Annotated in this window: 15 protein-coding genes and 1 tRNA gene; 7 read left to right on the forward strand and 9 right to left on the reverse strand. The window is 55.5% G+C overall.

What is annotated here, in order from left to right; all coding sequences use genetic code 11:
* Positions 1–12: 12 nt before the first annotated feature.
* Positions 13–88: transfer RNA gene (locus HYW18_02475), tRNA-Ala, on the forward strand.
* A gap of 129 nt (positions 89–217) precedes the next feature.
* On the opposite strand, the gene HYW18_02480 is transcribed toward HYW18_02475, so the two are convergent.
* Positions 218–1,231, reverse strand: coding sequence for a hypothetical protein (locus HYW18_02480; GenBank protein MBI2484988.1), 1,014 nt, complete (start codon positions 1,229–1,231; stop codon positions 218–220).
* 89 nt (positions 1,232–1,320) lie between these two features.
* Here HYW18_02480 and ychF point away from each other — a divergent pair, with 89 nt between their 5' ends.
* Complete coding sequence (gene ychF, locus HYW18_02485; GenBank protein MBI2484989.1) at positions 1,321–2,394, forward strand: redox-regulated ATPase YchF; 1,074 nt, start codon at positions 1,321–1,323, stop codon at positions 2,392–2,394.
* A gap of 15 nt (positions 2,395–2,409) precedes the next feature.
* Here ychF and HYW18_02490 read toward each other — a convergent pair whose 3' ends face one another.
* From HYW18_02490 to HYW18_02505, 4 genes are read right to left on the reverse strand one after another with little or no spacing between them, the layout of a single operon-like run.
* On the reverse strand, positions 2,410–4,785 hold the full coding sequence (locus HYW18_02490; protein MBI2484990.1) for a tetratricopeptide repeat protein: 2,376 nt from the start codon (positions 4,783–4,785) through the stop codon (positions 2,410–2,412).
* A gap of 45 nt (positions 4,786–4,830) precedes the next feature.
* Positions 4,831–6,963, reverse strand: a complete 2,133-nt coding sequence (locus tag HYW18_02495; GenBank protein MBI2484991.1) for a copper-translocating P-type ATPase — start codon at positions 6,961–6,963, stop codon at positions 4,831–4,833.
* 5 nt (positions 6,964–6,968) lie between these two features.
* Positions 6,969–8,294, reverse strand: a complete 1,326-nt coding sequence (locus HYW18_02500) for a sulfite exporter TauE/SafE family protein (protein MBI2484992.1) — start codon at positions 8,292–8,294, stop codon at positions 6,969–6,971.
* Positions 8,295–8,329: 35 nt separating this feature from the next.
* The gene (locus HYW18_02505; GenBank protein MBI2484993.1) at positions 8,330–8,644 is read right to left on the reverse strand and encodes a hypothetical protein; all 315 of its coding nucleotides are present in this window, start codon (positions 8,642–8,644) and stop codon (positions 8,330–8,332) included.
* An 88-nt stretch (positions 8,645–8,732) separates the two neighbouring features.
* Here HYW18_02505 and HYW18_02510 point away from each other — a divergent pair, with 88 nt between their 5' ends.
* The 5 genes from HYW18_02510 (at position 8,733) to HYW18_02530 (ending at position 11,736) form a co-directional block, all read left to right on the forward strand.
* Entirely contained in the window at positions 8,733–9,170 is a 438-nt protein-coding gene (locus HYW18_02510; GenBank protein MBI2484994.1) for a hypothetical protein, read from the forward strand.
* Positions 9,171–9,236: 66 nt separating this feature from the next.
* Complete coding sequence (locus HYW18_02515) at positions 9,237–9,731, forward strand: CopG family transcriptional regulator (protein ID MBI2484995.1); 495 nt, start codon at positions 9,237–9,239, stop codon at positions 9,729–9,731.
* 3 nt (positions 9,732–9,734) lie between these two features.
* Positions 9,735–10,286: a hypothetical protein gene (locus HYW18_02520; GenBank protein ID MBI2484996.1), complete on the forward strand. Its 552-nt coding sequence runs from the start codon at positions 9,735–9,737 to the stop codon at positions 10,284–10,286.
* A complete protein-coding gene (locus tag HYW18_02525; GenBank protein ID MBI2484997.1) occupies positions 10,265–10,702 on the forward strand; it encodes a hypothetical protein in 438 nt (145 codons plus the stop codon). The genes HYW18_02520 and HYW18_02525 overlap by 22 nt, the downstream gene beginning before the upstream one ends.
* A gap of 5 nt (positions 10,703–10,707) precedes the next feature.
* On the forward strand, positions 10,708–11,736 hold the full coding sequence (locus HYW18_02530; protein ID MBI2484998.1) for a hypothetical protein: 1,029 nt from the start codon (positions 10,708–10,710) through the stop codon (positions 11,734–11,736).
* 130 nt (positions 11,737–11,866) lie between these two features.
* Here HYW18_02530 and HYW18_02535 read toward each other — a convergent pair whose 3' ends face one another.
* The 4 genes from HYW18_02535 to HYW18_02550 are packed head-to-tail and all read right to left on the reverse strand — an operon-like array spanning position 11,867 to position 21,801.
* On the reverse strand, positions 11,867–16,762 hold the full coding sequence (locus HYW18_02535) for a hypothetical protein (GenBank protein MBI2484999.1): 4,896 nt from the start codon (positions 16,760–16,762) through the stop codon (positions 11,867–11,869).
* On the reverse strand, positions 16,759–20,097 hold the full coding sequence (locus tag HYW18_02540; GenBank protein MBI2485000.1) for a carboxypeptidase regulatory-like domain-containing protein: 3,339 nt from the start codon (positions 20,095–20,097) through the stop codon (positions 16,759–16,761). The genes HYW18_02535 and HYW18_02540 overlap by 4 nt, the downstream gene beginning before the upstream one ends.
* The gene (locus tag HYW18_02545; GenBank protein MBI2485001.1) at positions 20,067–21,005 is read right to left on the reverse strand and encodes a hypothetical protein; all 939 of its coding nucleotides are present in this window, start codon (positions 21,003–21,005) and stop codon (positions 20,067–20,069) included. The genes HYW18_02540 and HYW18_02545 overlap by 31 nt, the downstream gene beginning before the upstream one ends.
* Complete coding sequence (locus HYW18_02550) at positions 20,965–21,801, reverse strand: hypothetical protein (GenBank protein ID MBI2485002.1); 837 nt, start codon at positions 21,799–21,801, stop codon at positions 20,965–20,967. The genes HYW18_02545 and HYW18_02550 overlap by 41 nt, the downstream gene beginning before the upstream one ends.
* Positions 21,802–21,828 lie beyond the last annotated feature (27 nt).

Consider the following 21,828-nt stretch of genomic DNA (forward strand, 5'->3'; position numbering starts at 1 on the left):
GGTAAATCCCACGGGCCACTAGCTCAGCTGGTAGAGCGCTTCCATGGCATGGAAGAGGTCAGCGGTTCGATCCCGCTGTGGTCCACCATAAAACCCAGACCCCTGGTTTTTTTGTTTCCCTAAAATCGAAAACGACCTCGGAGGTCGTTTGGTCCCACTACGCGCCACTCCGCCTTGCGGCTACGTTCGGCACGACGTTGGGGACAAGAAAGAACGTTCAGGCAGGGACAGGTTCTGCAGTGAGCTCCACGAGAGGAACGCCGAGCTTGCCAGCTAAGAGCTTCAGCTTCTGCTTGAAGATGGCGTTGGTAGAGAGATTCCCCTCCACACTCTCGAGGGCGTGCAGGACCGTCGTGTGGTCACGGTTGAAGATCCGCCCAATCTGGGGAAGCGACATCGCCGTCCCCCGCCGGATGAAGAACATGGCGACGTGCCGAGGCTCGATGAGCCGGCGCGGACGCCGCGGTCCCTTGATGTCTGCCTGCGAAACGTTGTAGAACCGGCAGACCACCTCAAACACCTCGTGCACCTGCAGATTCGGCTCAAGGTGCGTCACCCCCACCTCTACATCTTCGACACTAGGCGGACGGCCACGAGTGTTGTAGATGGAGCGCGCCCACTTCGCGATGCCGCGGAGCGCATGCTGGTTCGCACTGGCCCGCTGAGCCATCATTGTAACCACGTTGGGCCCCACGCTCACCCCCTCCTCGAGACACATCTGACGAAGGATTGCCGTGCGCGTTGACCTGTCCTGCGTCTCAAGCGGTACCGAAAGTCCCTGCAGGAGGAAGTTCGTCAGACGTTGTGGCACCCCCGGGATGTCGCGGAAGTAGCGGCTACCAGAGATGACAACACGTCCGCCACGCGCGTGGACGATGCGTAGCATCTCCGCGAAATTGCCGTGGAGTTCGGGAGGAGGCAGGGCCTCCTCAAGGCCGTCGAGCAGAAGCATGTCATGCTTCCGATGTGTCTCAAAGAAACGCAGCGAGGCCGCTTCCGTTCGGGAGTGTAGGAGCTCGAGTCGGAGATCCCCACCTTCCATGTACGTGACGTCCATCGTGGGATGCAGAGACAGCACGCGCTCGCCGATGGCCCGCAGCAGGTGCGTCTTCCCCGTTCCCTCCCCCCCAAAGAGGTAGAGTGGGCTGTAGGAAGATCGCCCCTCGGCCAGAGCAAGCACCGCATTGTGGGCAAAACCGTTGGTGCCCACGACAAACGTGTCGAAACTCATCTGTTTGGTGAAAGGTCCCATCACTACCTCCACACCAACCCTATCGTGAGCTTTGAGAAAAAGCAACAAGAGGATATACTGCCGCGCGTATGCTCCAAGTTGGTATTGTCGGCCTCCCCAACGTAGGAAAGTCCACCTTATTCAAGACGCTTACCAAAAAGCAGGTGGACTGTGCGAACTTTCCTTTTTGCACCATTGAACCAAATGTCGGAGTCGTCGAAGTGCCTGACGAACGCTTGAAAGCGCTCGCCGAGGTTTCCAAATCGCAAAAAATCATTCCAACGGCGATAGAGTTCGTCGACATTGCTGGATTGGTGAAGGGCGCCCACAAAGGCGAGGGGTTGGGAAATAAATTTTTGGCAAATATTCGCGACGTGGATATGATTTTACACGTCGTACGCGAATTTTCTGATAGCAACGTTATACACGTAGACGGAGATGTGGATCCTGCACGCGATGTAGAGACGATCGAGGTGGAGTTGGCGATGGCGGATTTTGTAAACGTGGAAAAGCGACTCGATGGCGTAAACGCAAAAGCAAAGTCGGGCATGACAAAAGAGATCGAACGACAGTTAGCTCTCTTGGAGAAATTGAAGACGGCCCTTGCGGCAGGACATCTGGCAAAAACGGTAGAGCGCACAGACGACGACGCGCTGTTTATGCGCGAGCTTTCGCTTTTGACCGACAAGCCGATTTTGTATGTGGTAAATATCAATGAAGCCTCTGCCGCAGATGCATCGTGGAAAAGTCCGCTCGGCGAGGCACGCACGGCACTTCCGATTTCCGTGAAAGTCGAATCGGAAATTGTCGACTTGCCAGCAAGCGAGCAAAAAGAATTTCTCGATGCCCTCGGATTAAAACAAACCGGACTCGACCGGTTGATTACAAAGTGCTACGAGATGCTGGGACTCGTGACATACTTTACCTCTGGAGAAAAAGAAACGCGGGCGTGGACAATCGTGCGCGGAACAAAGGCGCCGCAAGCGGCCGGCGTCATTCACACCGATTTTGAAAAAACATTTATTCGCGCCGAGATTATTTTTTGGAAAGACCTGGTGGAGCTAGGCGAAGGTGGTGCGCGCGAAGCAGGAAAACTCCGCATCGAAGGAAAAGACTACATCATGCAAGACGGCGACACCGCCCACTTCCGTGTGGGGGCCTAACGACAACAGCGCTGTCTAGGGAACCGTCGTCTCTGCAACAGTTTCTTCAAGCGGCACAATAGGTTCTGGGGTGTCCATCCCTTCTTTCAATCGCGCAATGCGCGCGGCGACAATCGCCGCGTCCGACGTCGTCGTCTCCATAGCCTCAAGTTGCTTTATTGCCTCGGAAGTTTTTCCTTGTGCCTCAAAAACTGACGCCAAGAACCACCGCGCGTTGGCAAACGTAGGCGCAACCGCCACGGCCCGACCAAATGCCTTCTCGGCTGTGGCAAAGTCGTTCATGCGCAGAGCAAGCACCCCACGTTGGAACGCCACTCCCACATCAAGCGCGTGTACGCGCAGAAGCTCATCGAGCTTTTGCGCCGCTTCCTCCAGTCGTCCTTCCTCTTGGTACGCAAGAGCAAGATAAAAATGTGCGGGCGCATAATCTCGTTTCAATCCAATAGCTTTCCCGAAAGCCTCTTCTGCCATGGCGAGGGCTTTTTGCCGCTTTTGTTCCGCCCCCCTTCGCTCATCGCCCGACGAGGCAGAGAGAGTACGATTCAGCAGCCCGGCCTCTACTAAATACACGCGTCCAAGACCAACCACATTGACGGGATTCTGCGGCTCAAGGCCCGCAGCCCGCTCAAAGGAGAGCCGCGCAAATTCTCCCGCGTCGGAAAGAAGCGGCATCGCCTCACGATATACGCTGCCGCGCACACGCCAGTTAACGGCATTGTACGGATTCACATCGGTAGCACGTTTGGCGGCATTAACACCTCCTCCAATAGTGTTCTGCAGAGCGGTAAGTTCCGCTGACGCGAAATCCGCAATCGCCTTCCCTGCAAGCATTTGGCGCGCCTTCTCAAGAAGGGCTTCCGAAAGACTTCGATACACCGCGTCATCATGACGATTAAATGTCGCGGCGCGCACGAGAGGATCGAGCACGCGATCAATCGATTCCCCGGCGCGATCCGCCCGGATCGCCTTTGCGAAAGCGACCTCTCCCACATGCCGCTCACCTGTTACAAACATGAGCGTGAGAAACCCGATCGCAAGCAGTACACCGGCGAGGCTCAAAAGAAGTCCCGCGCGCGGAGAACGTGAGAGCGCCCACGAACGCTCTCGCAAGCGGTCGGCGCACAAAAGCGCCGAGAACAGATAGAAAAGGAAAAGAAGAGTGAGATTTTCACTGTAGAGAAACAAAGAGACGGCAAGGGTGAGCCACGCCGACCCAATCGCCATATGCGTGTGCCAGAGCGCATGTCCCCGATCGCGGAGAAGTCCGTGCAGAAACAGGCCTGCCATTCCTGCCACCCAGAGCAGAAAAACAAGAGTGGGGACGACACCGAGCGTGGGAAGCATGGTCAGAATAAAATTATGCGCCCGGTCAAACCGCGTATTCCAAAAGGATGTCTGATTGATATCAGATGGACGGAAACGCTCGTAATCGTACGCATAGGTTCCTGGTCCCGTGCCAAAAAAGAACTTCCCATCTTGAAGTGTCTGTCGCGCGATATTCCAACTGGAAGTCCACGTAGGCGTAACTTCAACGGGGAGACCGAGAGAAAAGGGGCGTGCCAAGAAAAGGAAAAAGATCGCGAGAACCCCCATGAGCGTGGGCAACAGGAACCGACGTGTGTGGGGAAACTCTTCGGCTCGGATAAGCCCCATGACAAACAGCGTGCCGACTCCCACCAGAAGCGCTACCCACAGTGCCCAAAAATCAAGCGCAAGAAGATAGAGAAGACTCACGACACAAATAACAACGACAAGCACTTTCTCCATGCGCCCAAACAGACCAGAAAAAAAGACGTCGTGATCTCCCTTGCTGCTGGCAAGCCACAGCGCCAAACCAAACACCGAGCAGACGACGCCAAAGAGACCAAGTGCGTTGAGCGTCCCGATGGGATTGAAGGTGTTCCCTTGTCCGGGAAGAAGCGCCCACCCGAACGTATGCGCAAGAGCGGAAAGGAGAACAAGTGCGGCCGAGAGGAGAAGCGCAAAAAAGGTCTGGCGGCGAAACACCGCGATAGACGCTTCTTGGACTACAAGCCAGAAAAAAACGGTAAGCGCGCCCGCCGTCAAAACGCTTTGATACTGCTGGAGAGCCGAGCCGACAAAACTCTGATATCCCGCGGGAGAAAACAGGGCACTCAACAGCACAAGAGCAAAAAACACGACAGGCAGAAGGACGGCTAGGCCGCGGCGGAGCGTGATAGTGCGCGTCTCAAACGCCCTGGCACACCAAGCAAGTGCCGCCACAGATACAAGCAGGAGCAGAAGAGATTGCTTGTTGAGTTCGAGAGGATCGAGACTCCACGGGACAAAAAGCACGGGGAGGAAAAAGACGAGCGCAAGCAAAGAACCCTGAACCGTAAACGAGAGCACGGCGTGGGGAGAGAGTTTCATATTACTCGCAATGATAACACAAAACTCTTCCTCCCCATGTGTATTTTAACGTTTTAACCGGAGAGAATTCATCACGACAGAGATGGAGGAGAGCGCCATTGCCGCCGAGGCAATCACGGGGCTCAAAAGTCCGGCAGCCGCAAGCGGGATACTGAAAACGTTGTAGAAGAACGCCCAGAAAAGATTTTGTTTGATCGTTCGGTACGTCCTCTGCGAAAGCCGGATCGCTTCGACAACTTTTTCGGGCCCTCCCCCCACAAGCACCACTTGTCCTGCCTCAATCGCAATATCCGTGCCGCTTCCCACGGCAATACCTAAGTCAGCTTGTGTAAGCGCGGGCGCATCGTTGATGCCATCCCCCACAAACGCCACCTTCTCCCCATTCGCTTGCCGCTCCTTCACACGCAGGAGCTTATCCTCCGGGAGAACTTGCGCCACGATGTCCTCAATCCCAAGCTGGCGGCCAATTGCTTCCGCCGTCCTTTGGTGATCACCAGTCAACATCGTCACCTGCAGCCCGCGCTTGCGCAATGCCGCGATAGCTTCTTTTGCTTTTGGCTTCGCCACATCTGCGATGCCAAAAATAGCAAGAATTTCTTTGCCACGCGCGAGAAGGGAAATCGTCTTTCCTTCGGCGCGCAGGGCATCAATTTTTGTTTGCTCTCCCTCCACCGTGCCCGTCACTTCATGCACCCATGCCGCAGACCCCATAAAAACCGTGTGTCCGCCCGCCTGGCCTCGCACCCCTTTGCCCGAGACGGCCTCCACGCGCTCGATAGTTTGAAGCGGAACATTTTCCCCTTTTGCGAATTCCACAACAGCGCGCGCGAGCGGATGCTCTGATGACGCCTCAAGCCCTCCGGCCAAACCAAGCAAGGTGTTCTTATCTACATTGCCCGCCACAGGAATAAAGTCTGCCACGTGCGGTTTTCCTTCTGTGAGAGTCCCGGTCTTATCGAAAATGATGGTCGTAATGTCACGCCCGCGCTCCAGCGCTTCGCCGTTTTTGATAAGCACCCCTTCGCGCGCGCCGCGCCCTGTCCCCACCAAAATCGCCGTGGGAGTTGCCAGCCCAAGAGCGCAGGGACACGCGATCACCAGCACGGCCACGGCATGGATAAGCGCCACGGGCACCGCGTTTCCAAGTCCAAGCCAGACGAAAAACGTGGCAAGAGATATAAGCAAGACAATCGGCACAAAGATCCCCGAGATTTTGTCCACGAGTTTCTGAATCGGCGCCTTCTTCCCCTGTGCGTCAGACACGAGTCGCACGATTTGCGCAAGCACCATGTCCTTCGTTTCTTTTTTCACCGTGAGTGTAAGCGCCCCCTGCAGATTCACCGTCGCCCCATACACCAAGTCCCCAGGTTTTTTTGAGATCGGCATGCTTTCTCCTGTAAGCATCGACTCGTCCACCGACGAGAGGCCTTGCAGAATCTCTCCATCCACCGGCATTTTCTCTCCAGGCTTCACCAGTACACGATCCCCCACGCGCAAGTTTTCTACGGGAACATCTTCCTGTGATCCGTCCGGGAGAAGTCGGTGCGCCATCTTGGCGCCAAGTTCCAAGAGCTTGCTGATTGCCTCGCTCGCTTTGCCTTTACTCTTCGCTTCAAAGAAACGGCCGAGAAGAATAAAGGCAGTGATGATTGCCGCCGTCTCGAAGTACACCTCTCCGCCAGAAAACATCTGCCACCAGCTAAGAATAAGCGCTGCAAGTGTGCCAAGAGAGATAAGCGTGTCCATGCCCGCCGCCAGGTGACGTGCTTGGCGCAGGGCCGTCTTGTGAAAGACCATACCCGGTCCAAGCACAACGATCGTGCCAAGAATCGCTTGGAGCCACGGAAGGGTTCCAAGCATCGCAAGAACAAGAACGGGAACGGCTAGAGTAAAAGCGATGGCGCTTAGTCGCCGCGTCGTCCGCATTTCCCCATGCGCCATATGATCTCCTCCCTCCGTATGCCCTTCGTGTTGCATCTCAACGTTGTACCCCTCTCTCTGTACGGCCGTATGCAGAGCATGCTCGGGCGATAAAGTCTCGTCATGCTCGACCATGGCCTGCTTGAGAGCGTAATTGACGTTCGCCTCTTTCACGCCAGGAAGTTTTTTTAAGGATGACTCGATCCGCACCGCGCAGGACGCGCAATGCATGCCGCCGATAGTGAATGTCGTTTTCATAGATTTTAAGGATTTACAATCAACGTACCGCTCGTCATGCCCATTGAACACGTAAACGGATAAACACCGGCTTGTGGAGGAGTGAATTCAAACCGGTTGTAGCCGCCGCGAAGACTCAAACGCATGCCAAGCCCCGGTACAATGAGCGTGCGCGCACACCCAATGCGGTTCGCCGCATAAATCTCCCACACGGCGGGAATACCCGCTTTGAACTGCACCGTGCGCGGCTGATAGAGAAGGTCGGATGTGACTTCCATCTGCACAACTTGTTTACCATCTACCAGCACGGGCTGGTTTGTCGCGACAACGTCCCGCGCCTTTGGCTCGAAACGTATCCCGACAAGATTCAACCCATTTTGGGCATTGAAAAGACCAAGTGCGAGGACGAACGCACCGATGAATTTCGTGAGATTTGCCGTCCAAGCCTTGCGCGTCCCCGATAGTGCCGCGCCAAGCCCCAGAAGCGCTGGCGCAGTCCCAAGTGCAAAGATCATCATGACAAGCGCTGCTTCCGTGGGGTTTCCCGTGGAGAGCGCGTAGAGCTGCATGGACTGCGTGAATCCGCACGGAAGGAAAAACGTCGCCGCGCCGAGAAGAGCTGGCGCAAGCGGGTGTTTGGCATGGGCAAGGTCGTGGACACGATGCGAGAGCCACTTGGGAGGACGAATGGCGCGCGAGGAGAACTCAAGCAGATTTGCCCCAAGCAGAACCATAAAGATCGCAACCGCAATCACCAGTACGCCGTTGCCAAATGGCGAGAGCGCAACGCTTTTTCCTGCAAAACCGATCAGAGCGCCAAATGCGCCGAACCCGATCACGCGGCCAAGATTAAAGAGAATGTGTGGTTTCAGTCGTTCGAAGACACTTGCATCGGCATATTTCTCTCTTGTGGCGGAAGAGACGGCGACCACCAGTCCAGAGACGACCGCCGTGCATGTCGAGAAAGCTGCAAGAAGTCCCACCCCAAAAACCGCGCCGAGTCCGACAATGGAATCAGTATCTGGCCCCGTCGCAATCCATCCCGCCCTTCTTATCAACAGGTAGAAGAGGACAACAAGAGCCACGAGCAGAAGCGGGTGGGGCCCAGAAGACGGAGAAGATTGTGGCACTTTTTGCTCCTCCGTAAAGCGATAATGGTGCCCCTTGAGAGCTCCGTTAAGATCGTGCGCCGTCAGCCGGACCCCCCCCTCTAACTCCATCACCACGCTTTGCGCCGAGTGAGAGACATGAACGGTGCGCACGCCGGGAAGTTTCCGCAGCTCGCGCTCAATGAGGATCTCGCAGCTTGCGCACGAGGTCCCCGAAACATGAAAAGTTTTTTTGTGAGTCATACACGAATAAGATCAAGAACAAAAATGTTCTTGACTCAATCGCGCCTGGCAACGGAAAAAAGAAATGCAGGGTCACGTGCACGAGGCACGAAAACGGGAGTCGGCAGAAAATCCATGCGGAATAGCTTTGTCAAAATAATGACAGCGGCGGCAAAAACGATGAGGACCATTCCCGCCTCAAGGCCCGGCACAATCATTGTGTCGGTTGCTTCATTTACACACACGAGCTGACATTTCTCATCCGCCATCGTTTTCATCCACGTATGCTTTCCAGAAACAATAGAGCCCACAAGAAGCGTAAAGCTCACGAGCACAACGACAAGCGCAAGGTGAATCCATGACGTTTTCATGTCGCTACATTACACCCTGTGGTGTGTTTTGTACACGGAGGTCCCGGCCTCTCTGGAAAGAAAACGGTTCTTGTGCTACGGTGGGGGCATGAAGTCCGTCCTCGTAAGCTTTTTCCTTATCCTTTTTGCCACGACAAGCATCGCGGTGGTTTTTAATATGCACGGAGGAGAAATGGCGGCCGGAACATCCCATGACTGTCAGCTCCCCGCAATGTTCGGGCTCGCCTGCGTGCCCGATGGGGATGTCGGTATGGCCTCCCATCACCTTACAGCCGCGCGCACATTTATTATGGCCACGTCTGAGGAAAGTGTTGGCACCCTGTGGTCCGTTCTTCTGGCCACGGCCATCACGATCGTTGTCTCCTTTATCCTCACGCATTTCACCCATCCCGCCGCTCTCACACAAAGGTGGTTCGCTCGCGTGCATGAACGTGTCATTCGAAAGTGGCGGCATTGGTTCGCTGTCTCGCAAAGATCCATCTTTGACGCATTCGTCGCTTTTGCGCATGCGCCTCATGCCAGATGATGGCAGAGATCTTCGCGCATGCGCTCGCCTCCTGGCGAGTGTTTTGTTTATGCGACTATTGTTTCTATGTCATCTCTTACATCACCAAAAAACGCTCTCCCTCTCGCGGGAGTGCTCATAGCCATCGTTGTGCTTCTTGTCGGTTTGCGCGCATCTTCCGGTCCGCCGAAAGCTGTTTCCGCAAACTTGTCCGGAACAAAAATAACCGTCTATAAGTCGCCGACCTGCGGATGTTGCGCAAACTATATTGCCTATCTGAAACGCGCCGGTCTCGAAGTGGAAACCATCACAACAACAGAAATGGAGGCCGTGAAAAATAAAATGGGCGTGCCCACAGGATTCACCAGTTGCCACACATCAGAAATCGGCGGGTACACGGCCGAGGGACACATCCCCCTTGAGGCATTAAGCAAGCTGGTCGCCGAGCGGCCATCTCTCGCAGGTATCGCCCTTCCCGGCATGCCCTCTGGTTCTCCGGGAATGCCCGGCGCCAAGCAAGGACCGTGGAGCATTTACGGCTGGTCCGCCAATACAAATCCGGAGCTTTACACAGAATCCTGATCTATGCGCCGGCTCCCTATCCTTGTTGCGGGGCTTGCCTCGGTCTCCCTCCTTGCACCGCTTCCTGCTCTTGCGCATTGTCCCCTCTGTACCGCAGGGGCGGGGCTCGCGGCACTCCTTGCTATAAAGCTCGGAGTAAGCGCTATGTCGGTCGGTGTCTTCATCGGTGCCTTCGCCGCCGCGATCGGGCTTTGGACGCACCGCCTCCTCAAGAAATCCTACATCCCCGCCCAGGCCGCTATCCTTGCCATCCTTTCCTTCCTCTTCACGATCCTCCCCTTGCGTATCATCCTCGCGCAGTACCGCTCGATCTATCTCTCTCTTTCAGGTCCCTACGGTTCGTGGCTTAACAGAACGTACCTCATCGACATCTTCGTCGCAGGAAGCATCATTGGTGCCGTTCTCCTTATCGCAGCTCCTTCCATCAGCCGATGGGTTAGTAGGAAAAGAGGGGGGAAGCTCTGGCCATTCCAGGGAATATCCATCACGGCGTTCCTTCTTGTAAGTGCCGCAATCATCATTGAACTTCTCGTATGGATTCCACCCTTCTCGTAATCCTCATCGCCATAGGATTCTTCGTCGCAGCAACCGCCATATTCTCTCGAACAAAACGAGCGCTCTGCGCCGTGTGCGCTGCCATAAGCGCAACATGGATTCTCCTTCTCGTTCTCTCTCGCGCGGATCTGTTCCGCGAACCGCGTCTTGTCGCCGTTCTCATGGGAGAAAGCGCCGTGGGAGTTATGTTCTTGCTTGCAAGGCGCTGGCCCGCATTCGCATTATTCCGACTCCCCTTCCTCCTCACTCTCACGTGGCTTACCGCCATAATCGTCGGCGTGAGAGGAGACGAGGCGCCCACGTTGATCGTTCTCCTCGCTCTTTGGTCCGTGTTTATCCTTATTCACTTGATCCGGCACGTGTCGTGGGCCGGTGCTCTGTGGCGCCGCATCACTGCCTGTTGCCGTAATTGGTAATCCTTATGGAACATGACTCACCTCAAAACAACCACGTACTCGAGAAACCATCCGAAGACGCCTGCTGCGCAGACACTCCCCGTTCTGAACCTAAAAAGAAGACGGGGGCAGAGACGAATTACTGGAAGATTGCCGCTATGGTTTTCATGGGGCTTTTCTTCTTCAACGCCTTCTTTCGTGTTTCCGTCGCTCCTCGACAAGGGGTTCGTCCCGCCACGCCCACAAAAACAAGCGCTTCCTCTGCTCCCGCTGTAGATTTAGATGCAACTCTTGCCGCAGAGAAGGAGGTCCTGCCGCCGGATGGAGTGGAAATTCCCCTCATATGGGGGGACCTCGGGAGCCGAATGGTCGAAGCGGGTGTCATTGATCGCCAGAAATTCGAAGCCATCTATACAGGCAGTGGGGGCCTGAGTGAAGGAGAAAAGGCTTTACTCTATGGAGCCGATAACGGTCGCCTGCGAATGGATGCGGAAAATTCCCGGTTTCTCTTGAATCTGCTATGGGCATTCGGCCTTGGCAACAAGAGCGACGTTCTCGATAGTGGGCCCATGCAAGACCCGCGATACGGTGGGGCTGAACGGTTCGCCTCCACGGGTGGATGGACATTGGCAAACGGGCAAGCAATGGACCACTATAGCAAGCATGCCTTCGTGACCCTCACCCAGGAGCAAGCAGACCGCGTTCGCGCCGTGGCCGAAAACATCTATCGACCGTGCTGTGGCAACAACACCCTGTTCCCCGACTGCAATCACGGCATGGCCATGCTCGGACTTCTCGAACTCATGGCCGCACAGGGAGCAACGGAGGACGACATGTATAAAGCAGCGCTTGCGGTAAATGCTTATTGGTTCCCCGATACGTATCTCACCGTCGCAAAGTATATGCGGGATACGCAGGGAACTTCGTGGAGCAAGGTAAGTCCCAAAGAAATTTTAGGGGCTGCCTATTCAAGCTCGTCTGGGTACCAACGCCTGCGCCAACAGAGCGCGCCCGTGCAGTCCTCAGGTGGAGGCGGGGGCGGTTGCGGTGTATAGGCCAGACGCACAACGAAAGACAAAACAAACACGGGGCGTGGGGTGCCCCGTGTTTGCGACTGTAGAAGTCTTGGTCGTGGTTCATGGGACGACAAGCATCTCACGAACCCCGAAGGTGAAAGAACGCAGGTCATTCTGTCGCATGGGCAGAAACGTCTAAGGTTTCAACTGCCTGTTCGGCAGGGACCTGTTGGGGTTGTTCCGACAGACTCATGTCGGCTGACGCTGAAGCAGGTTCTTCTGTAATCATCTCTACGGGAATCTCTTCGCTTGGCTCTTCTACAGGCGACACAGTCGGTTCTTGGACTGGTTCAGCAACAACTTCCATTAATTCTGGCCCCGGCTCTAGAGGAGCCTCCAGTTCTGGCTCCACCTCCGGAGAGGTCTCTTGCTCTGCAACAGGTTCTACTGACTCTTCGACTTCTGGAGTTTCCTCTGGCGTCTCCTCCAGAATTTCCGGTGGCACCTCTTCCTGGATTTCCGGAAGCTTCAGATAGCGCTTCGGTTCCACATCTTTGCGATACCCGATCGCATACCAATCCACAGTAACGCCGTTTTGCTCACCGCCAACCTGGACAAGATCAAACCCGTTGGCGTTTTTGTTCTCCACATACACCGCGACAGCAGACGCGGGCGTTGCCACCACGCGCACGGGCACCTGATTTGAGATAACGTCGTTGAAACTCGGATCCTCCGTTTCGAACGAAACATGCGCCCGGCCGTTTTGAAGTTCTACACTTCCGGCAAGCGTAATGTAGACCTCTGGCGACGTTGTCGCGTAGGTTTGTTTCCATTCCTCTTGATACGTGCGCACCGTCGTGGAGATGAGCCCCTGTGTTGTAACGTCGCCATTTTCGGAAATCTTCCACCGCTCGCCGATGCCGGAGAGTTCCCCCACGTTGAGCATACTGTTGCCGCCCGCATAGAAATTCCCGGCAAGGTCAAGACTGGAAAGGGACATGCGGGCTCCCGACGCACGGTTCTCCGCAAGCGAGGCAGGCCCTGCCCAATACTGCGGACGAATAAAGGCGATAATGCTTCCCACTCCCCCCGGTGATGCCTCCATAGCGAATCCGATGATAGTACCCGCCTTTGTCGCTTTCATGGCAACTCCCGGCGTAGAAGAAGATGTGAGGGGATCGCCAATCTCGATAGCGCCGCCTTCGTCGTTTACAAAAGTCGGCACACGGCCTGCAAGCGCCACCGGATAATTTCCCGGCGCGTTTTCTCCGGCAAGAAAACCTGGGCGTGTAGAAACAACGCCCGCAATTTTTTGGCTGTAGTTTTCCCGGCTCCGCTCAACGGATTCTTTAGATGCCGCAAAGACGACAATCTCACCGGGCTTCAGCATCTCTGTTGAGGGGAACATTTCCGCAAAGTCATAACTTCCCGTGGCCCACCCAGATGCATTCGTGCGCATAAAGTCTCCTCCGGGACCTGCGGAACTATCATAGAAAATGTAGCGGTTCGTTTGTGGCACACCTCGATCGGAAGGGTAGAGGTGATCGCCTACGATGACATCTCCCGCTACAGAAAATGTGCCGCTCTCGTTCACGTAGGCAATCTCGGCGCCCACAGCATCACGCATGGACAAACGATAATCCGTCGTGTTCGTCACGATGGTCTGGAGCGAAATGCTGCGATCCATAACCGATCCGTCAAATGCCGATCCGCGCAGCGAAAGCGACGGGGAATCCACAACAGGGGTAAGCACGGTCGCATCACCCGACGATACAGAGAAATCACTCGCCACAGCAACAGCCGTTCCGTCCGCCAAAATTCTGCTAGCGGGGTTCCACTGCAAATTTACAAAGACGTCAATGCGATCTCCGATTCCTGTATACGGCTCAAGGGCAAAACCGAGGACGAGACCGGGTCCTGTCGCTTTCATTCCAACGCCGGCCACGGAAGAAACCGCGATCGGATCTCCCGCCGCGATCGCGCCACCCTCGAGATTCACTTTCACGGGCACGCGACCGACAAGAGCGATTTTGCGCTCATCGGCATCGAACGTATCGTTCTCTCCATTGTTGAGCGTCACACCCGGCGAGGTAGAAACGACGCCGAGAAGACCCGTCGAAGCATCCGCACGAATAACAGCCCCGTCCGCCTGCAATCCGACAAGCTCGCCTTCCACGAGTGTCAGATCAGCGATGGTGTAGACTTCGGCGACGTCAGCCGCACCGACACCCAAACCCGTGTCGAGGAAAAGTTCCCCCGCCGCCGTCAGACGCATTTCGTCATCGTCTAAAGCAATCACCCCCCCGGCTGTCCAACGAAGATCAGACGGTGCCCCATTGGAAATGGAGGCGGCACCGGAGGCTGTATACATTTGCCAGCTTCCTCCGGAGAGCCCTGAATCAATACCCGAAACGGAAACGGAAGCAAATCCCGTCGTAAGCCCCGTGGTAATTCCGGTTTCGACACTCTCGGTCGTACTCCTCACCGCAAGATTCCCCCCATCCAGTCGAATGTCTCCGTCCGCTTCGATGTCACCGGTAGCATAAATGTCCCCTGCTCCCGTCGCAAGCGCATTATTCGTATCCGGTGTGCCATTACCGTCTACCTGGAAAAGATTGCCATAGAAATATCCCGAGTAATTCGTAGCTCCGCCGCTCGCCGTAGCATACACACCGTAGGCAGTCGGAGACCCTGTACCCCCGGTGCTTGCATCCACCTCAAGACCAAAGACTGTCCGATCGTTACCCGAAGCATTATTTCCCGAAACATCAAGAGTCAACCCAATAGTGTTTCCTCCAAATGTCCCCGTTGTTGGATTCAGGGTGATGACCCCCCCACGCGGATTTGTAATTGTTCCTCCTGCAGGCGCAATATTTACATCAATGCCATCCAGTGTTGTGATGGTTCCTCCGGTTGTTTCTATATCGAGCGCCAATCCATTCGCCGATACGAGCGTTCCAAGCGTCTGAGTGAGAGCGCCGTAGAATAAATCTACCTCCCCATTCACCGTCTGAGATGCCGAGAGATCAACGGAGCTGCCCACTCCAGTAGCAATGTTTGTGATGTCTGCCACACTATCGAGCTTCACAACACCGAGAACACCCCGCACATCGGCGATCGTCGGACCTCCAGATGTCACAGAAAAACCGCCACGAGCACCGATGATGGGATCATCATCAAGCGTCGGTGTACCCGTTGTTGCTACGTCTCCGTTAACTCCGATAAGCCCACCATCGGCCCCAGAACTTTGTGCCGTTGTCACCGTAAAGGCCCCGCCCGCAACATTTGATGTAAAACCGGCTGTCGTATTTGTGAGTGTTCCGCGCACGAGCGAACAAGCAGAAGTACAGGCAATGGAGTCTGTGGCGGTAATCACGGCAAAGTTACTAAAGCTTGTCGACTCACCAACCCCCACATGTCCCTTAACCTCAAGCGTGTTATCGAAATCCACCGCACCGTCCACGTTCAACTGATCGTCAATGTAGACATCGTTGTTGAAACCAGCAAGGTCTTCTACATAGAAATCGTTCCCGCCAGAAAAGGCAAATCCTGCATCCACAATATTCTCCGTGAGGGATGTCTGTCCCACCACAACCGCCCCGCCGAAAGCGGAGGAGCCAGCGTTCACAAGAAGCGCCATACCGGTTGAGTCCGTATCCTGCGTGATCGAAAGAACATTCACGCTATCCGTAAGTGTTCCTGCTGTCGGCGTAACTGCGTTGGAAAGGTTGAGTACGGATCCTTGCGTCGTGTAGCTACCAAGTAACGTTGGGTCATTTATGACGGACGTGCGTGCAATACTCGCCGTGTCAAAGTTGTCTGTAATCGTTGAAGCCGCTGTAAGCGTACGACTCGTGCTGACTTGAAAAGAATCCGTCGTGTCGGCTGTCACGGACCCGGAAGCCGTATGCGAAAGCGTAAGCAAATCGTCTCCGTTAAGCGATGTCGCGCTAATGGCAACGGCTCCTGAATCCGCCGTGATGGTACGTCCCACGCCAGATCCTCCTGCGTCGTAGGCAGTATCGAGTGTGACGCTCGATCCCGTAAGATCCGAAAGGTACGCAACCGTGCCGGTTTCATTTTTGAACGTGATGGTCTTGTCTACAGCCGTGGGATTCGTGATCGCAAAAATGGTTTGAAAGGCATCAAGAGAACTTCCCTCAAAGGTAAGTGCATTCGTCCCTGCCCCATCCCCAATGTTCACAACACCACCAATGTTCACCGGAACGGCATTGATGGTATTGAGGTTGAGAGCAACGTCACCCGCATCAATGGTAAGCGTGCTGTCCGCAGAAATGTTGTTGTCCGCTAAAGTCAGTTCGCCAATAGTAATCTGCTCCGTGTCATCGCTGAGAGTAATGCCGCCGATCAGTTCGACATCCCCATCCCCCGTCACACGAAACGCCTGTGTTCCGTTCACGGCCAAACCAAGAAGCGTTTCGGTAGCGGCCGCTGTTGTGGGATTGAGGTAGAACACTCCAGCCGAGACGCCAGTTCCCGTCGGATCTCCTGTGAGCGTAAGATTTCCGCTTGAGCTTGTGATGGGAATAAATGAACTCGTCCCGCCCGTGAGCGACGTGTCGTAGCCGTCCACATTTTCCGCGTTTAACGCGTACGGCGACGATGTAAGGCGCTTGCGCGGAGAAAGAGGCTCGCCGTTTACCGTCACGCGCAGATAGAGCGCCGCGTTGTCGGCAAAAACGGAATCGTTGATCACCGCGTAGGCCGGCGACGCTCCCGTGTCGCCAAGATTTTCTGAAAAAAGTCCGTCCGTAAGTGTTACCGTGCGAGCACTGGGCGAAGTACAAGAACTTGAATTGTTCGACCAAAGACATGTCCCCGCAGTCGGGTCATTATAAATTTCGAAAATCATCCCGATGTTCGCATCCGTTACCGGCACGCCGTTTGCATCAAGCAACCGTCCTTGATACGTGATGATGTTAGGCGGCGACGTTGCCGCGCGCACAGAAGGGAACGCGCCCGCCAACAAACTCGTTCCAAGCACAACGATCCCCGCCAAGCGGAGAAGGGCTACGTTGAGTTGGAGAAAGTGTTTTGCGTTCATACATCCTTCTTGCGCAGAGACACATCGACAGCAATTTCGGACGGTTCCTTCTTTGCCGTAAGATCAATCGGTTTCACTTCATGCGGCTGGTAGCCGTCTTTCTCAAACCGCGCATAATACTCGTTTGGTCCCACCAAGAAACTGTAGCGGCCTTTGCGATCCGTCACCGCTGTCGCAAGCAACTTGTTGTAGACTGGCTCGAACACACGCACCACGACTTGCGCCAGAGGCCGGCGCGTCCCTTCGTCGTAGACAATCCCCCATCCCTTTGGCTTCGTCGGCCGGGCGAGCCGGCGCGCAAAGAAGTACACGAGCACCTGCAAGAGAGCTATCGCGCCTATCAGAACACTTGGGCGAATGACCACCATAACAACGGACAGCAGAACCCCAAGTACTCCGACAATTTGCTGGAGCACCCGCAGACTTTCGCGGAGCTTCACGCGCGCCGGCGCATGGGCGCTCCCCTGCGCCAGAGAGTCGAGGGGGATATTTGCCGCCACCGTGGCATGCTCCTCCACAACACGAACGGTTTCGCCGTGGTAGAGATCCAAATATCCCCCATCTTCTTTGCGATCACGCAGGATGCCGCTTGGGAAGGTAAACCCTGCTTTCACGACGCCCAAGCGATACTCCCCCGGATCCACCAAAAAGAAGTAGCGGCCAAAACGATCCGTCACGCGCGTCTGCAACAATCGCCCATCGGTAAGGCGATACAGACGCACGATAGCGAGATCGATCGGCATTTTAGTTCCCGCGTCATATACCACTCCCCAACTTTTGCGCCGCCGGCGCCAGAGCAGGAGAACAGGGGACGTGAGAAGATACTGAAGGAACGGGACAAGGTTAAAGCTCGCAGAAAGCAATACCGTCGAGGACACACCGGTTGCGAGGAGCACCGGCGCGGCAACGTCGATGCCGCGTTGGACGGACGGGCTTTCCCGTACCGCTTCAAGCGTCTCATTGGCGCTTTCTTGAATAATGTCGGCAACCACGCGGAGCTTCAGAAGCGTGGGAGCGGACGATGTGATCACGTCTATGATGGGTGGCGGTTCGCGTCGAAGCTCGATAGGCATAGCCACGATGGTATTCGTGACGAATGCCGGAGCGGTCTGTGCAGGCCTGTACCCAGAGCCTTCAGCGCGTACATAGTACTCGCCGGTTGGCACATACCACGCAAATGTCCCATCTTCTGCGGTGGTGACGGGGTTCAACTCACCAAAAGGCGAGCCGTCCCACGAGGAAAAAACACCACCTTCACGCACAAAGAGCTGCACGCGCGTGTACCCAACACGCTCGCGTTCACTTTCGAGCATCTCGAAAGTGAACCCAAACGACCTGGGAGAAAGGAGCACGCGGGAAAGAACTTGGCGGTTATCACCTACTCGCTGCCAAAGAACAAGCGATGCCGCGGATCCAGGCACGGTGATCGTCGCGCGCAGCCCCTCGTCAGTGCTTTGCAAGAGGTAGAGATCGGCACCGACCTCAAGTTCAAGTCCGTCTGCAGGAATTGGTGAGGAAGGAATCGTCACCGTAAGGGATCGGCCGGCAAGAACTGCGAGCGCATTTTCCGACGGATAGAGTTCAAGAAGGTCGTTACCCACAAGGTAATGGAGATCGAGTACCGGAGCACCGGCAGACGGTTCGGGCAGATCTTCCACCGTCACTTCTTCAGCCTCGTCTGTGTCCTCGCCTGTCTCCTCCTCTGCCTCATCTCCACCCGTAAGAATCGTCTCGGTACTTTCTTCGTCACCAACCACAATATCTTCCGGCTCTTCTTCAACAATGACGGTATCTTCACTCTCGTCCTCCTCTTCCTCAACAACGACATCTTCTTCCTCTTCAGCCTCTGGCAGTGAACTCGTCGGCGTCGCATTGGCAAGCGCGCCAGAAGAGAACAGGTTCGCGGTATCCTCGACAAATACGGCGTAGAAATACGTCGTGCCATTCGCCAGTCCCGTGTGCAGATGCGACTCTGTGAGACCAAGCAAAATGATCGTGCCATCCGTGGGAGAGGTGGGAGAACGGTCGGTGCGATACACGATCCGAACGCTTGAAAGATCCGTCTCCAGGGGAAGCAGCCACGAAAGAGCAACCTGCCCGTTTCCCGGAGTTGCCGTCAGCCCCGATACGTTCGCCGGTGGAAGCTCAGCGGGAGTCACAAACACGCGGTCTACCGTTTCCGTCTGATTCCCCATCGCATCGGTAGCCCGAATCTTGTAGTGATAGAGCGTGCTTGGCGTAAGACCCGACAAAATCACTTCATGCTCATCCGTAAGCCCGAGCGGGGACGTCACGCTTGATCCGTATGCGCTCGTGAGACCGTAGAAAACCGTGCCCGTCGTGAGCTCATTGGTGAGCCAATCAATGATCGCCATCGTACTTGAAACATCCGCGCTGATCTCGCTGATGACCGGCGGCGTTGTGTCTTGCGTCGTGAAGCTGAAGTTCCCACTTGTCACCGTGTTGCTGCACAAATCGGTTGACTCAACCTGGAATTGATAGACCGTGCCAGACGAAAGACCACCGATAGCCGTCGTGTGATTTTGCACGAGACTCGTATCCGTTTCGGTTGAACCATAAGAGGTCGTGAGACCATACCGCACAATTGAGGTTGCATCTTCGCTCGTCTGCCAAAGAATGGCTACAGAATTCGCGGTAGGTACGGCGGAGACATTCTCTATCACTGGCGCTGTGGTATCTGTGCAGAGACTGGGTGGAGAGGGAAACCCGCCGCCGCCACCCCCTCCTCCGCCGCCGCCAGAACTCACGGAACCACTCACGGGAATACTCCCGCCCGAACTGATGAGAGGAATCCAGACATTACCCGTGTCACCGAAGTTTCCACCAAGCGCAATCGGATACGTCCCTACCGTTGAGGGATTCGTGATGCGATTTGTCCCTGTCCCCGAGCTCGTCGCGTTCGTGCCGATGCGCACGGTAACCACGCTCCCGGCAACGATAGGACTTGCCCCGCCAACACAGATCGCAATGTCGAGCTGATCGCCGGACATGGCAACGCTTGTCTGTACCCCGCCGCCGCAGCTTGCAGCCGTGGTGAGCTGTACGCCGTCATCAAGAACGTCCACGTCATCTTCCGTAATCGTTGCGGTGTCAAACGATCCATCGAACGTGAGCCGGATAAACGATCCGAGACTTGCACCCGTTCCAGTTGTAAAGGACAACGTGTGATTGGACGCTGCACTGACCACGTGGCTCGTTGTCGTGTCTGATAGGGCACTCACTTGAGCCGCGTAAGCCGGAACAGCCACGCGCATCGCCGTAACAAGTACCGCGATACACGTCGTTATTCCGATGAAGCGTTTGAGGAAGGCCACACAGATCGTTTCCGTTTATTGATGATGCTCATTCCACCCCACACGATGACAATACCGACTGCAACGAGCGCGCCCGTCCGCCACGGCCAGACCCACACCGTTTCCTGCCGAGCGTCCAGAAATGTTGTCCCAAGCCGCATACTCGCGAGAACGTTCACGGGTCCCACGGCAAACGGCCGCCATTCGGAGCGCAAACCCTCTGTCATTCCTTCAACGAGAGGCGCCTCCCACACACGAGTGGCACCAGGAAGCACGCGCCGCTCGTTTGGATTGAGTGCTGTCGCCACAGAGCCACCAATCAACGCATTGCTCACAAGCTCCCCGTCCGGTTTCACATACACCGTGCCAGAATTCTGCACGCGTACTTCTGCCTGGATAGCTCCAAGAGAAGAGGCCCAACGCGGAGTGAAGTTTACCGAGACAATCTCGGCATCTTCCCGAATCTCCGGCCCCTCAATGGTGAGGAAGAGGAGATGCGCTGCTTGAGTCGCGAGACCGTCAGTGGCGGAGCCAAAGAAAATGGCTGCGTAATAGGCTCCCGGACGCGCTCCCGGCGGGACAGACACACGAACAGTAACGGTTTCTGCCCCGTTTGGGTCGAGCAAAAGCATGGAAGGCTCAACCCGCATCCACGACGGGAGATCGTCTTGTGCTCCCCCGTCAAAAATGGCATCGCCATCTTTGCCGGGAGTAAAGTTCGTGACGAAGAATTGAAAGGAACGAGGGGTGGTCTCCGTGTTTATCACGGTGACCGTCTGCTCCACGACTTCCCCCGCACGCGCACGCAGGTCAGAAATGGCTGGAGCCACTCCCACAGCGAAAGCGCGATGCGCGGCCATCATGAGGCCAACGCTCACCGCAAACACTTCAAAAGATCGGCGCCACAATGAACAAGAGATTGTTTGCATACGAACCAACAACTTGTGAAGAACTCGCAGCGACCTTTACGTCAAGGTATCCCTTTGCCTTTCGGCGGTCAGAGGAAGCGACAGAGGCAATCTGTTGCGGCGTCGCCGTAATAGCGGTGTCCGCGGAATCGAACGTGGATTCAGAGAGCGACGTATCAGATGCGCGAGCACCAAACTCACCACTACCAGCCGTTACTGTTCCATCCGAGACGTCCGCGATCGTTTCGCTTCCCGTCGTGAAGTCCGTATCCTCTGAAACGTAGACATTAAATCCATTCGGTACATCCACAAAGGACTGCCAGCCGACAAGTCGGTGCATGACAAGATTCGTTGTAAGCGTCCCGTAGCTCATCGAGGTTCCAGAACCGCGATACACATAGTCATCCGTCCCATCAATCGTCACCGTCGTGTTAGAAACGAATTCATCCACCGTGATGTTGTTCCCGGCAATCGCGGTGATGACCCCAACAGCAACATCGTGGTTGGTAGATGCGTTTTCGACCACGAAGATGAGGTCGTCTACCGCAAGACCTCCTGTGCCATCTACCGTGACCACCAAGCCAGAGAGCGCCGTCGCCGTCGAGAGAACTGCTGCCTCCTGTACGCCCGTTGAGATGGTGATAATCTGGTCAAAGATCCCAGCACGATAGCCGCTCTGTAGAACATAGGAGCTACTTGAAGCAGTGGCAGAAACCCCTCCGGTCGTATCGCGGAGAATGTAGCTCGCACTTGATGCAGTATCGGACCCCCCAACAGAAAAGCTGTCCGCACGAACTTTGTAATTTGTAGAGGACATCTCGGCCCAAGCAGTGGAGCTGGACAG

The sequence above is a fragment of the Candidatus Uhrbacteria bacterium genome, assembly GCA_016187485.1.
GTDB lineage: Bacteria > Patescibacteriota > Patescibacteriia > UBA9934 > UBA10169 > JACPJO01.